We start from the raw sequence: 12,678 nt of genomic DNA on the forward strand, positions 1-12,678 counted from the left end.
CCGGAATGTATGACTGTAAATAAGGGTTACAGCCTGATGTTGAATACGCTGATCGTTGGTGCCAGTGGTTATGCTGGCGTAGAGCTTGCCACTTACCTGAATCGCCATCCGCATATGAACATAACCGCTTTGGCGGTTTCAGCGCAAAGCCCGGATGCCGGAAAATTACTGTCTGATCTGCATCCGCAGCTGCGAGGCATTGTCGATTTGCCCCTGCAACCGCTGAGTGATGCTGCCGAGTGGGCGGATAAAGTCGATGTGGTGTTCCTCGCGACCGCGCATGAAGTCAGTCACGATCTGGCACCCGAATTCCTCAAAGCAGGTTGCGTGGTGTTCGACCTTTCCGGTGCGTTCCGCGTCAACGACGATGCTTTCTATACTCAATATTATGGTTTCAGCCATCAGCATCAGGAATGGCTGGATAAAGCGGTTTACGGCCTGGCCGAATGGCAGCATGACCAGATTAAAGATGCACAGCTGGTGGCGGTACCGGGTTGCTACCCAACGGCGGCGCAGCTGTCCTTAAAACCGCTGATCGAAGCCGATTTGCTTAACGATGCACAATGGCCGGTGATCAATGCCACCAGTGGCGTGAGCGGTGCAGGGCGTAAAGCCAACGTGGGCACCAGCTTCTGCGAAGTGAGCCTGCAGCCGTATGGCTTGTTCAACCATCGTCATCATCCTGAAATCGTGGCGCATCTCGGCACCCCGGTAATTTTCACTCCGCATCTGGGCAGCTTCCCGCGCGGTATTTTGTCGACCACCACTTGCCGCCTGAAAGCGGGCGTGACGCAGCAAGACGTGGCGGATGCCTTCCACAAGGCCTACCACGACAAACCGCTGGTGCGTGTGTATGACAAAGGTGTTCCGGCATTGAAAGCCGTGGTCGGCTTGCCGTTCTGCGATATCGGTTTTGCCATGCAGGGCGAGCACCTGATTGTGGTGGCAGCCGAAGATAACCTGCTGAAAGGCGCCTCTTCGCAGGCGGTTCAGTGTTTGAATATCCGTTTCGGCTTCCCCGAAACGCTGTCACTGATTTAACGGACGGAAACTGCAATGAATCCATTAATCATTAAACTGGGTGGCGTGCTGCTGGATAGCGAAGAAGCGCTGGCCCGACTGTTTGATGCGCTGCTGGCTTACCGTAATGCGCATCAGCGTCCGCTGATCATCGTACACGGCGGCGGCTGCCTGGTTGACGAGCTGATGAAGAAGCTCGCGCTGCCAGTGAAAAAGAAGAACGGTTTACGCGTGACGCCAGCCGATCAGATTGACATTATTACCGGTGCCTTAGCGGGTACAGCGAACAAAACGCTGCTGGCGTGGGCGAAGAAATACGGTATCGGTGCAGTGGGCTTGTGCCTTGGCGATGCGGGCCTGGTGAACGTGGCGCAGTTCGATGAAGAACTCGGCCATGTAGGCAACGCGACGCCGGGTAATCCGGCGCTGGTGAACACCTTATTGAGCGCAGGCTATATGCCGGTGATCAGCTCTATCGGTATCACCGACGGTGGCGAGCTGATGAACGTCAACGCTGACCAGGCGGCGACCGCGCTGGCGGCGACTATCGGTGCAGACTTAGTGCTGCTTTCAGATGTCAGCGGTATTCTCGATGGCAAAGGTCAACGCATCGAAGAGATGACCGCCGAGAAAGCGCAGCAGCTGATCGACCAGGGCATTATCACTGATGGCATGATCGTTAAAGTTAACGCAGCACTCGATGCCGCGCGGACGTTAGGTCGCCCGGTTGATATCGCTAGCTGGCGCCATGCTGAACAGTTGCCAACCCTTTTCAACGGCGTGTCGATTGGCACCCGGATTCTCGCATAATCAAGGATTTAAGATATGAGCACGCAAAACATCAAAAAAATCGTTCTGGCCTACTCCGGCGGTCTTGATACTTCAGCCATCATTCCATGGTTGAAAGAGAACTACGGTGACTGTGAAGTGGTGGCATTTGTCGCCAACATTGGCCAGGATCCAGCCGATCTGGAAGGCGTTGAGAAGAAGGCGCTGCAGTCTGGTGCTTCTGAGTGCCACGTAGCGGATCTGCGTGAAGAGTTCATCAGCGAATATGTTTATCCAGTGCTGCAAACCGGTGCACTGTACGAAGGCACTTACCTGCTGGGCACCTCAATGGCACGTCCAATCATCGCTAAAGCGCAGGTTGAGCTGGCGCTGAAAGTCGGTGCAGACGCGCTGTGCCACGGTGCGACCGGTAAAGGTAACGATCAGGTGCGTTTCGAAACCACCTACACCGCACTGGCTCCACAGCTGAAAGTGGTTGCGCCTTGGCGTGAGTGGGATCTGCGTTCACGTGAAGCGCTGCTGGATTACCTGAAAGAGCGCAACATCCCGACCACCGCGTCGCTGGAAAAATCTACAGCCGTGATGAGAACGCATGGCACATCTCTACAGAAGGCGGCGTGCTGGAAAGCCCAGCCAACGCACCGAACAAAGATTGCTGGGTGTGGACCGTTGATCCATTGGAAGCGCCAGATCAGCCAGAAAACGTAACCGTGACCGTTGAGAAAGGTCGTGTGGTGGCGGTAAACGGCGAGAAGCTGAGCCCGTTCCAGTGTCTGGAAAACTGAACGTGCTGGGCGCGAAACACGGTGTGGGTCGTATCGACATCGTGGAAAACCGTCTGGTCGGTATCAAATCTCGTGGCTGCTACGAAACTCCTGGCGGCACCATCATGGTCAACGCGCTGCGTGCGGTTGAACAGCTGGTACTGGATCGTGATAGCTTCAAATGGCGTGAGCAGTTGGGCCATGAAATGTCTTACGTGGTTTACGACGGTCGCTGGTTCGCGCCGCTGCGTAAATCCATCCAGGCCGCTGCCGAATCACTGGCAGAAGAAGTAAACGGCGAAGTGGTACTGCAGCTGTACAAAGGCCACGCCACTGCAACGCAGAAAACATCGGCCAACAGCCTGTATTCTGAAGAGTTTGCGACCTTTGGCGAAGACGAAGTGTACGATCATCGTCACGCGGGCGGCTTCATCCGTCTGTTCTCTCTCTCTTCACGCATTCGTGCATTGAACGAGCAGAAGAAGTAATACCGCAGCAAATAACATTTTTTGCAAGGGCGGCTTCGGGCCGCCCTTTCTATAACAGCATTCAGGAGTAAAGCAGATGGCACTTTGGGGCGGACGTTTTTCGCAGGCAGCAGACCAACGGTTCAAACAGTTCAACGACTCACTGCGTTTTGACTATCGTCTGGCGGAGCAGGACATCACCGGTTCGATAGCGTGGTCTAAAGCGCTGGTTACCGTGAATGTGTTGAGCAGCGAAGAGCAGCAACAACTTGAAGCCGCATTAAATGAACTGCTGGCAGACGTGCGCGCCAACCCTGAGCAGATTTTGCAAAGCGATGCAGAAGATATTCACAGCTGGGTTGAAGGCAAGCTGATCGACAAAGTCGGTGCTCTGGGCAAAAAACTGCACACTGGCCGTAGCCGTAATGACCAGGTAGCTACCGATCTGAAACTGTGGTGCAAAGAGCAGGTCGCGGTGCTGTTGGACGCCACGCGCGAGCTGCAATCTGCACTGGTTGCTACCGCTGAAGCGAATCAGGATGCCGTGATGCCGGGTTATACGCATCTGCAGCGTGCGCAGCCGGTGACCTTCGCCCACTGGTGTTTGGCCTATGTCGAAATGCTGGCGCGTGACGAAAGCCGTCTGCAGGATACGTTGAAGCGTCTGGATGTGAGCCCATTGGGCTGTGGCGCACTGGCCGGTACCGCGTATGAAATCGATCGTCAGCAGCTGGCGGGCTGGTTAGGCTTCGCATCTGCCACGCGCAACAGCCTCGATACCGTGTCTGACCGCGACCACGTGCTGGAACTGCTGTCTGATGCTTCTATCGGCATGATTCACCTCTCACGTTTCGCCGAAGATTTGATTTTCTTCAACACCGGCGAAGCAGGCTTCCTTGAGCTGTCTGACAAAGTGACGTCAGGTTCTTCACTGATGCCACAGAAGAAAAACCCGGATGCATTAGAACTGATTCGCGGCAAATGTGGCCGTGTACAGGGCGCACTGACCGGTATGATGATGACGCTGAAAGGCTTGCCGCTGGCGTACAACAAAGACATGCAGGAAGACAAAGAAGGGCTGTTCGATGCGCTCGACACCTGGGTTGATTGTTTGCACATGTCGGTACTGGTGCTGGATGGCATTCAGGTAAAACGTCCACGTTGTCAGGAAGCGGCCGAGCAGGGTTATGCTAACTCCACCGAACTGGCAGATTATCTGGTGGCCAAAGGTGTACCGTTCCGCGAAGCGCACCACATTGTCGGTGAAACGGTGGTGGAAGCTATCAAACAAGGCGTGGCGCTAGAAGCACTGACGCTGGCGCAACTTAAGCAGTTCAGCGCTGTGATTGAAGATGATGTTTATCCAATCCTGTCGCTGCAATCTTGCCTCGACAAACGTAATGCGCAGGGCGGCGTGTCTCCTCAGCAAGTGGCATTTGCCATCGCTGAAGCGAAAAAGCGTTTAGGCTAAAAAAAAGCGGGCTCCTTTTCGGTAGCCCGCCAACCTCTAGCTTCAGAATTACATATTGTTATAGGCACATCATCAAAGGCTGGCACTCCCGGCCAACGCTATGATATTTCGAGCTGCTTGCAGGTGATGCTCGATGTCATCTCAGCTTCATTTTCAACATTGCTTGCTATGGCCGGTATTATTCCTGTTCATCGCTTGATAGGGCTAATCGTTCATTGCTATTCTATCTATCGCCACGGGCTATCGTGGTTTGGAGGATATCAATGAACATTCGTGATCTGGAGTATCTCGTTGCGCTTGCGGAGCATCGCCATTTCCGGCGTGCAGCTGATGCTTGTCATGTCAGCCAACCTACCTTGAGCGGACAGATTCGTAAGCTGGAAGATGAACTGGGTGTGATGCTGCTGGAACGTACCAGCCGCAAAGTCTTATTTACCCAGGCAGGGCTGTTGCTGGTGGATCAGGCGCGAACCGTGCTGCGTGAAGTGAAAGTGTTGAAGGAGATGGCAAGCCAGCAGGGCGAAGCGATGTCCGGTCCGCTGCATATTGGTCTGATTCCGACCACTGGCCCGTATTTGTTGCCGCAAATCATCCCGATGCTGCACCAGACTTTCCCCAAACTCGAAATGTATCTGCACGAAGCGCAGACGCAGCAGCTGCTGGCTCAGCTCGACAGCGGCAAACTGGATTGTGCCATTCTGGCGTTGGTGAAAGAGAGCGAGGCCTTTATTGAGGTGCCGCTGTTTGATGAACCGATGAAGCTGGCGATCTATAAGGATCACCCGTGGCACGATCGCGATCGTGTGCCGATGTCAGATCTGGCGGGTGAAAAGCTGCTGATGCTGGAAGATGGCCACTGTCTGCGCGATCAGGCGATGGGCTTCTGCTTCGAAGCCGGCGCCGATGAAGACACCCATTTCCGCGCAACCAGCCTGGAAACGCTGCGCAACATGGTTGCGGCAGGAAGCGGCATTACTTTACTGCCATCGCTGGCGGTGCCGAATGAGCGTGTGCGTGATGGCGTCTGCTATCTGCCATGCTACAAGCCGGTTCCACAGCGCACAATTGCTTTGGTGTATCGCCCAGGATCACCTCTGCGCAGCCGCTATGAGCAGCTGGCAGAAGCAATCAAAACCCATATGCAGGGTTACATGGGTACGTCGTTAAAACAGGCGGTTTAAGCCGTTAAGCGCTGCCACACGGTAGGCCTCGGCCATCGTTGGATAGTTGAAGGTGGTATTCACGAAGTACTCAATCGTGTTGCCGCCGTTCTTCTGTTCCATGATGGCTTGCCCGATGTGAATAATCTCTGCCGCACGCTCACCAAAGCAGTGAATGCCCAAAATCTCTTTGGTTTCGCGATGGAACAGGATTTTCAGACTGCCCACATGCATCCCCACAATCTGCGCACGCGCCAGATGTTTGAACTGCGCACGACCCACTTCGTAAGGCACTTTCATCGCAGTAAGCTGCTGTTCGGTTTTCCCCACGGAGCTGATCTCCGGAATGGTGTAAATCCCGGTAGGAATGTCCTCGATCAGATGGGCAGTGGCTTCACCTTTAATGATCGCCTGCGCGGCAATACGGCCCTGATCGTAGGCCGCTGAAGCCAGACTCGGATAACCAATCACGTCGCCCACCGCATAGATGTGCGGCTGCGCAGTCTGGTACATGCTGTTCACTTTCAGCAGGCCACGACCATCGGCTTCCAGCCCGACATTTTCCAGCGCCAGTGAGTCGGTATTACCGGTACGGCCGTTGGCGTACAGCAGGCAATCCGCTTTCACTTTTTTGCCCGACTTCAGGTGCATGATTACGCCGTCACTCACACCTTCAATCTTCTCAAACTCTTCGTTGTGACGAATCACCACGCCGCTGTTCCAGAAGTGATACGAGAGCGAATCTGACATTTCCTGATCGAGAAACGCCAGCAAACGATCGCGGGTGTTAATCAAATCAACCTTGACGTTCAGGCCGCGGAAAATCGACGCGTATTCGCACCCAATCACACCAGCACCGTAAATAATCACGTGGCCAGGCTCATGATGCAGATTAAGGATGGAGTCGGAATCGTAAATACGTGGATGGGTAAAGTCGACGTCTGCCGGATGATATGGGCGTGAGCCGCAAGCAATCACGAATTTCTCTGCGGTTAAGCGTTCGCGGGTGCCATCTGGCTGTTCCACTTCAATGGTGTTGGCATCAACAAAGCGGGCATCGCCCTGATAAAGCTCACAACGGTTGCGCTCGTAAAAGCCCTGACGCATGGCAGTCTGCTGACTGATAACGTTTTCAGTGTGATTCAGAATGTCAGCAAATGAAGAGCGAAGAAGTCGGGTGTGATCGCTATAAAGCGGATTTTGATTGAACTCGATAATACGGCTGACAGCGTGACGCAAAGCTTTAGAAGGGATCGTCCCCCAGTGAGTACAACCGCCGCCGATGTTATGGTAGCGTTCGATCACTGCAATGCGCGCTCCCTGCTTCACCAGGCCCATTGCCGCACCTTCGCCGCCTGGACCGGAGCCAATCACAATGGCATCGTAATCGTAAGACTTTTGCATACCAGTACGTCCTATTTTTTTATCACATTTTTACAACGAGATTCTAACATCTCGCCGCGCACTTCTGAATTCTAACAGCGAAAAATCCCCAGTTTTGACAAAGCGTGAGGTACACAGGCGGTCACAAACTTTGCGCCACTGTACGCTGAAAAGTTTGTTATAGTGCCTGCCAGATCACTCAAAAGGCCGGGAAAATGGGCGTTAGGGCGCAACAGAAAGAACGTACAAGACGTACGCTGATTGAAGCAGCTTTCAGTCAGTTGAGTGCAGAAAGGAGTTTTGCCAGCCTGAGTTTGCGTGAAGTTGCACGTGAAGCCGGAATCGCACCTACCTCATTTTATCGTCACTTCAAAGATGTGGATGAACTGGGTTTGACCATGGTCGACGAAAGTGGCCTGATGTTACGCCAGTTGATGCGTCAGGCACGCCAGCGCATCGCCAAGGGCGGCAGCATCATTAAGACCTCCGTTGCCACATTTATGGAATTTATCGGGAACAATCCCAATGCTTTTCGTCTCTTACTACGCGAGCGCTCTGGAACATCAGCCGCGTTTCGTGCCGCAGTCGCGCGTGAAATTCAGCACTTTATCGCTGAGTTAGCGGATTACCTTGAGCTGGAAAACCGTATGCCGCGCAGCTTCACTGAAGCGCAGGCCGAAGCCATGGTGACGATCGTGTTCAGCGCCGGCGCAGAAGCGCTGGATGTGGATATCGAACAGCGGCGCAAATTGGAAGATCGCCTGGTGCTGCAACTGCGCATGATCGCCAAAGGTGCTTATTACTGGTATCGCCGGGAGCAAGAACGTCTGGCGGTTACCCTGGAAAAACCCGAAGAGTAATGTGATAAGGATAATGAAATGATTGAGCAAAACCCGCGCGATAAAGGAACCCTGTTACTGGCTTTTATCACCGGATTAGCGATCAACGGCTCCTTTTCGGTGCTGTTCAGTACGTTTGTGCCATTTTCGATATTTCCGTTGATTGCACTTGGCCTCGCGGCCTGGTGTCTGCATCAACGTTATCTCAATCGCAATATGCCAGATGGCATGCCTTCACTGGCAGCGGCGTTTTTCCTGCTGGGCATTCTGGTGTATAGCGCGCTAGTGCGTGCTGAATATCCAGATATCGGTTCCAACTTCATTCCGACTATTTTGATGGTGGCGCTGGTGTTCTGGATTGCCACGCGCTTTCGTCGTGCCAGGAACAAGAGCTAGAAACAACAACGGGAACCGCAGGGTTCCCGTTGTTGTTTTAGGCTTTACGCGTTAGCCACACGCCGCATTCCATATGGTGGGTGTACGGGAACTGGTCGAACAGCGCCAGCCGCGACACGTCATGCGTTTCACCTAGTATGGCAAGGTTATCGCACAGGGTTTGCGGGTTGCAGGAGATATAAAGGATGCGCGGATAGGCCTGCACCATCTTCACGGTTTCCTCATCTAACCCGCTGCGCGGCGGATCGACAAAGATGGTTTCGCACTGATAGCTCTTCAGGTCGATGCCTTCTAAACGCTTAAAGCTGCGTACGCCATTCATCGCTTGCGTAAACTCTTCCGCCGCCATGCGGATAATCTGCACGTTATCGATCTGGTTGGCCGCAATGTTGTACTGCGCCGATGCGACCGAAGGTTCGCGATCTCGGTTGCCAGTACGCGACGGAAGTTACGCGCCAGCGCCAGTGAGAAGTTGCCATTGCCGCAGTACAGCTCCAGCAAATCACCGCGCGAGCCTTGGGTGACATCCAGCGCCCATTCCAGCATCTGAATGTTCATCGCTGCGTTTGGCTGGGTGAAGCTGTTTTCCACCTGACGATAAATCATCTCTTTGCCCGCCACCGGCAGACATTCATCGACGTAATCGCGATCGAGGCAGATTTTGGTTTTGGTCGCACGTCCAATCAGTTGCACATCGATGCCTTCAGCGCGCAACGCATCTCGTAGCGCGGTGGCGGCTTCAGTCCAGTCCGCTTCCAGCTTGCGATGGTACAACAGCGAAATCACAATCTGATTGCTCATGGTCGACAGGTAATCGATCTGGAATAGCTTGAAACGCAGCGCTTTGTTATCACGGATCGCATCGATCAGTTTTGGCATCAATTGGTTGATCAACTCGCTGGCCGCGGGGAATTGATCCACACGGATGCGCTGTTTGGTCTCTTGATCAAAGATGATGTGGTAGAGATCGTCACCTTCATGCCAGATGCGGAATTCGGCGCGCATACGATAGTGGCTAACGGGTGAGCGGAACACCTCCACGTCCGGCGCGGCAAAGGGCACCATCATCGCCTGTAAACGGCTGACTTTTTCCGCCAGTTGCGCGTCGTATTGTTCAATCGGGAGCTGTTCGGGTGTCATCTTTAATCCTGGTAATAAGCTTGCTTGCCGGGCGATTGTAGGCATTCACCTGCTGATGTCCAGTACTGTAAAGGTAAGATGGCTTTCCGGCCTTCTTGACCGTAGACTGCGACTGCCGGCCTCCTTGAGTTAAAAGGGAATCCAGTGTGAATCTGGAGCTGACGCGCAGCGGTAAAAGAATGTCGTGGTGAGTGCACCTATCAACACTGTCCTGCGGGATGGGAAGTTTTTCACCATTTATGATTCTCAGCCCGAAGACCTGCCGGTGTGACGTCGCATTTACTACGACCATCGCGTGCTATCGGTCGCAGGCCTGCGGCATCCTGCTTCGTCTTTTGGATGCTTACAACAATGAATAAAAGCAACACTACGCTGTGTGCCTTCAGTGCAACGGCGCTTTCACTCTGGGCTGCGTATGGCTACGCTCAGGATGATGATACGCAAATCGTTACCGCCAACCGCTTCGCTCAACCGGTTTCATCGGTGCTGGCACCGACAACGGTCGTCACCCGTGAAGAGATCGATCGCTGGCAGGCGAAAAGCCTGACGGATGTGATGCGCCGTTTACCGGGCGTGGATATCGCGCAGAACGGCGGCCTTGGTCAATCCAGCTCGATGTTTATCCGTGGTACTAACTCCAGCCATGTGCTGATATTAATTGACGGCGTTCGCCTCAATCAGGCGGGTATTTCTGGTTCGTCTGATCTAAGCCAGATTCCGCTGTCACTGGTGCAACGCATCGAATATATCCGTGGTGCACGTTCTGCGGTGTATGGCTCGGATGCGATTGGTGGGGTGGTGAACATCATTACCGGCCGTGGGAAACCGGGTACAACGTTGACGGCGGGTGTCGGTTCCAACGGTTACCAAAGCTATGATGGTTCCACACAGCAGATGCTGGGTGATGCTACCAAGCTCACCATGGCGGGAAACTATACCTACACCAGGGGCTACGATGTCGTGGCGAACTTGCCTGACGTGTATGGCGATCCCGCGCAAAAGACCGTGATGGTTTTATGAGTAAAACCCTGTATGGATCGTTGGAGCATCAGTTTAGTGATGATTTCAGCGGCTTTGTACGCGGCTATGGCTTTGATAACCGCACCGCTTACGATGGTTATCCTACTTACGTAGAACCAAACACCTTTGTCGATACCCGCCAGCTTTATAGCCAAACCTGGGATACCGGCCTGCGCTTCAATCAGGGTATCTACTCATCCCAGTTAATCGCCAGCTATAGCCATACCAAAGATTACAACTACAGCCCGCAACTCGGTAAATATGATGCGACTGCCTCTTTAAATGATGTGCAGCAGTACAACCTGCAATGGGGCAATACGGTGCAAGTCGGGCACGGTGCAATCAGTGGTGGCGTGGACTGGCAGAAACAGACCTCGGAACCGGGTACCAACTCCACGATTGAAGGACAGGAGCAGCGTAATACTGGTATTTATGCCACTGCACAGCAGCAATTTGGCAGCGTAACGCTGGAAGGGGCGGTGCGTGGCGACGACAACGATGCGTTTGGCTGGCACAACACCTGGCAGAGCAGTGCCGCGTGGGAGTTTGTCGACGGTTACCGTGTCTTCGCCTCTTACGGTACGGCATTCAAATCACCGAATCTGGGACAGCTGTACAGCCAGACCTATGGTAACCCGGATCTGAAGCCAGAAAAGAGCAAGCAGTGGGAAGGGGGCTTTGAGGGGCTGACGGGCCCGGTAAACTGGCGTGTATCGGGTTATCGCAATGATATCGACAATCTGATTGATAGCGATCCCAGCACCTACGTTTATTACAACATCGACAAAGCACGTATTAAAGGTGTTGAAGCTACTGCTTCCTTCGATACAGGCCCGCTGAGCCATCAAGTCTCTTACGATTATGTTGATGCGCGTGATGCAGAGACCAATCAGCAGTTGGTACGCCGTGCTAAGCAGCAGGTGAAATACCAACTCGACTGGACGATTTACGATTTTGACTGGTCTGTGACCTATCACTATCTTGGCGACCGTTACGATAACGACTACAACCACTCTTATACTCCGCAGCGCGTGAAATTAGGCGGCGTGAGCTTATGGGATCTTGCAGTGTCGTATCCGGTCACATCACAGCTCACCGTTCGTGGTAGAATTGCCAACATGTTCGATAAAGATTACGAGACAGTGTATGGCTATCAAACTCCAGGAACGGAGTATTACCTCAGCGCCAGCTACAGCTTCTGATCCGCGTCCCACCGTGCTGGTGTTTGACTCCGGCGTCGGTGGGCTCTCCGTCTATGATGAGGTCCGGCAATTGCTGCCGGACCTTCACTATCTCTACGCCTTCGATAATGAAGGTTTCCCTTACGGCGAAAAAACCGAAGACTTTATTGTCGAGCGCGTGGTTGCCGTCGTTGACGCGATTACAAAACGCTTTCCGCTGGCATTAGTCATTATTGCCTGTAACTCCGCCAGTACGGTTTCTTTACCTGCACTGCGTGAGCGCTTCGAATTTCCTGTTGTCGGCGTTGTTCCTGCGATTAAACCCGCTGCTCGTCTCACGCGTAATGGTGTAGTGGGATTACTGGCGACACGCGGCACGGTCAAGCGTCCTTATACGCATGAGCTGGTGGCGCAGTTTGCGCGCGAGTGCAAAATCGAAATGCTGGGTTCGGCTGAGCTGGTCGAGCTGGCAGAAGCGAAGTTGCATGGTGAAGAGGTGGAGCTGGCCGATGTGCGTCGCGCTGTCCAGCCTTGGTTACGTATGAAGGAGCCGCCTGACACCGTGGTGCTTGGATGTACCCATTTCCCGCTACTACGCGATGAGCTGCAAATGGTGTTGCCTGAAGGAACACGCTTAGTCGATTCGGGTGCGGCCATTGCGCGCCGCACGGTGTGGCTGTTAGAGCATGAAGCCCCTCATGCGGTTTCTTCAGATCAAAATGTGGCGTTTTGCACGCGTATGGATGATGAGGTGATGCAATTATCACCGGTTTTGCAGCGCTATGGCTTCCCACTGCTGGAAAAACTGGCGATTTAGTGGGGTTTCGACGAAAAAAACAACACTCAGAATTTAAATTGCATTTAGCGCTTGTCAGCCCAAAAGAAATCCCTATACTGCGCCTCCACTGACACGGAACAACGGCTTACGAAGCGAAGTGTTCAGGAGGTGGTCTTCAAGGCAACCTTCAGAAAAGCAAAAATAAATGCTTGACTGAGAATGCGGAAAGCGTAATATACGCATCCCGCGCCGCTTGAGAAATCGCGGCAT

Annotated in this window: 9 protein-coding genes, 3 pseudogenes and 1 riboswitch; of the genes and pseudogenes, 10 read left to right on the forward strand and 2 right to left on the reverse strand. The window is 53.5% G+C overall.

Annotated features, from left to right (window positions below; genetic code table 11):
* Positions 1-36: 36 nt before the first annotated feature.
* From argC to oxyR, 6 genes and pseudogenes are all read left to right on the forward strand, one after another.
* Positions 37-1,041 carry an N-acetyl-gamma-glutamyl-phosphate reductase gene (gene argC / locus HA45_RS17635; RefSeq protein WP_100702065.1) on the forward strand — a complete coding sequence of 335 codons (1,005 nt, stop codon included), beginning with the start codon at positions 37-39 and terminating at the stop codon, positions 1,039-1,041.
* A gap of 15 nt (positions 1,042-1,056) precedes the next feature.
* Positions 1,057-1,830 carry an acetylglutamate kinase gene (gene argB / locus HA45_RS17640; protein WP_100701976.1) on the forward strand — a complete coding sequence of 258 codons (774 nt, stop codon included), beginning with the start codon at positions 1,057-1,059 and terminating at the stop codon, positions 1,828-1,830.
* Between the two features lie 15 nt (positions 1,831-1,845).
* On the forward strand, positions 1,846-2,517 hold the full coding sequence (locus HA45_RS29120; protein WP_366557350.1) for an argininosuccinate synthase domain-containing protein: 672 nt from the start codon (positions 1,846-1,848) through the stop codon (positions 2,515-2,517).
* Positions 2,427-3,061: pseudogene (locus tag HA45_RS29125) on the forward strand (adenine nucleotide alpha hydrolase family protein). Before HA45_RS29120 ends, HA45_RS29125 begins: the two are co-directional and overlap by 91 nt.
* A gap of 76 nt (positions 3,062-3,137) precedes the next feature.
* Positions 3,138-4,511 (forward strand): argininosuccinate lyase, encoded by a 1,374-nt coding sequence (argH, locus tag HA45_RS17650; RefSeq protein WP_100701974.1) that lies wholly within the window; start codon positions 3,138-3,140, stop codon positions 4,509-4,511.
* A gap of 263 nt (positions 4,512-4,774) precedes the next feature.
* The gene (gene oxyR, locus HA45_RS17655; RefSeq protein WP_100701973.1) at positions 4,775-5,692 is read left to right on the forward strand and encodes a DNA-binding transcriptional regulator OxyR; all 918 of its coding nucleotides are present in this window, start codon (positions 4,775-4,777) and stop codon (positions 5,690-5,692) included.
* Here oxyR and sthA read toward each other — a convergent pair.
* Positions 5,675-7,075 (reverse strand): Si-specific NAD(P)(+) transhydrogenase, encoded by a 1,401-nt coding sequence (gene sthA, locus HA45_RS17660; RefSeq protein ID WP_100701972.1) that lies wholly within the window; start codon positions 7,073-7,075, stop codon positions 5,675-5,677. The two genes, oxyR and sthA, sit on opposite strands and share 18 nt — an antisense overlap.
* A gap of 194 nt (positions 7,076-7,269) precedes the next feature.
* On the opposite strand from sthA, the gene fabR reads away from it, so the two are divergent.
* The gene (gene fabR, locus HA45_RS17665) at positions 7,270-7,914 is read left to right on the forward strand and encodes an HTH-type transcriptional repressor FabR (protein WP_100701971.1); all 645 of its coding nucleotides are present in this window, start codon (positions 7,270-7,272) and stop codon (positions 7,912-7,914) included.
* A gap of 18 nt (positions 7,915-7,932) precedes the next feature.
* The gene (locus HA45_RS17670; protein WP_034823705.1) at positions 7,933-8,289 is read left to right on the forward strand and encodes a YijD family membrane protein; all 357 of its coding nucleotides are present in this window, start codon (positions 7,933-7,935) and stop codon (positions 8,287-8,289) included.
* A 37-nt stretch (positions 8,290-8,326) separates the two neighbouring features.
* On the opposite strand, the pseudogene trmA reads toward HA45_RS17670, so the two are convergent.
* A pseudogene (gene trmA / locus HA45_RS17675) lies at positions 8,327-9,429 on the reverse strand (tRNA (uridine(54)-C5)-methyltransferase TrmA).
* Positions 9,430-9,528: 99 nt separating this feature from the next.
* A riboswitch (cobalamin riboswitch) is annotated at positions 9,529-9,711 on the forward strand.
* A gap of 69 nt (positions 9,712-9,780) precedes the next feature.
* Here trmA and btuB point away from each other — a divergent pair.
* Positions 9,781-11,651: pseudogene (btuB, locus tag HA45_RS17680) on the forward strand (TonB-dependent vitamin B12 receptor BtuB).
* On the forward strand, positions 11,596-12,447 hold the full coding sequence (murI, locus tag HA45_RS17685; RefSeq protein WP_100701968.1) for a glutamate racemase: 852 nt from the start codon (positions 11,596-11,598) through the stop codon (positions 12,445-12,447). Before btuB ends, murI begins: the two are co-directional and overlap by 56 nt.
* The last annotated feature ends 231 nt before the right edge of the window (positions 12,448-12,678 follow it).

Source organism: Pantoea rodasii (assembly GCF_002095465.1).
Lineage (GTDB): Bacteria > Pseudomonadota > Gammaproteobacteria > Enterobacterales > Enterobacteriaceae > Pantoea > Pantoea rodasii.

What these genes read in the sequence shown, in the direction of transcription:
- argH (WP_100701974.1), top strand. Translation starts at nt 3,138, where the DNA reads ATGGCACTTTGGGGCGGACGTTTTTCGCAGGCAGCAGACCAACGGTTC.
- fabR (WP_100701971.1), top strand. Translation starts at nt 7,270, where the DNA reads ATGGGCGTTAGGGCGCAACAGAAAGAACGTACAAGACGTACGCTGATT.
- argC (WP_100702065.1), top strand. Translation starts at nt 37, where the DNA reads ATGTTGAATACGCTGATCGTTGGTGCCAGTGGTTATGCTGGCGTAGAG.
- HA45_RS17670 (WP_034823705.1), top strand. Translation starts at nt 7,933, where the DNA reads ATGATTGAGCAAAACCCGCGCGATAAAGGAACCCTGTTACTGGCTTTT.
- argB (WP_100701976.1), top strand. Translation starts at nt 1,057, where the DNA reads ATGAATCCATTAATCATTAAACTGGGTGGCGTGCTGCTGGATAGCGAA.
- HA45_RS29120 (WP_366557350.1), top strand. Translation starts at nt 1,846, where the DNA reads ATGAGCACGCAAAACATCAAAAAAATCGTTCTGGCCTACTCCGGCGGT.
- oxyR (WP_100701973.1), top strand. Translation starts at nt 4,775, where the DNA reads ATGAACATTCGTGATCTGGAGTATCTCGTTGCGCTTGCGGAGCATCGC.
- murI (WP_100701968.1), top strand. Translation starts at nt 11,596, where the DNA reads ATGGCTATCAAACTCCAGGAACGGAGTATTACCTCAGCGCCAGCTACA.
- sthA (WP_100701972.1), bottom strand. Translation starts at nt 7,075, where the DNA reads ATGCAAAAGTCTTACGATTACGATGCCATTGTGATTGGCTCCGGTCCA.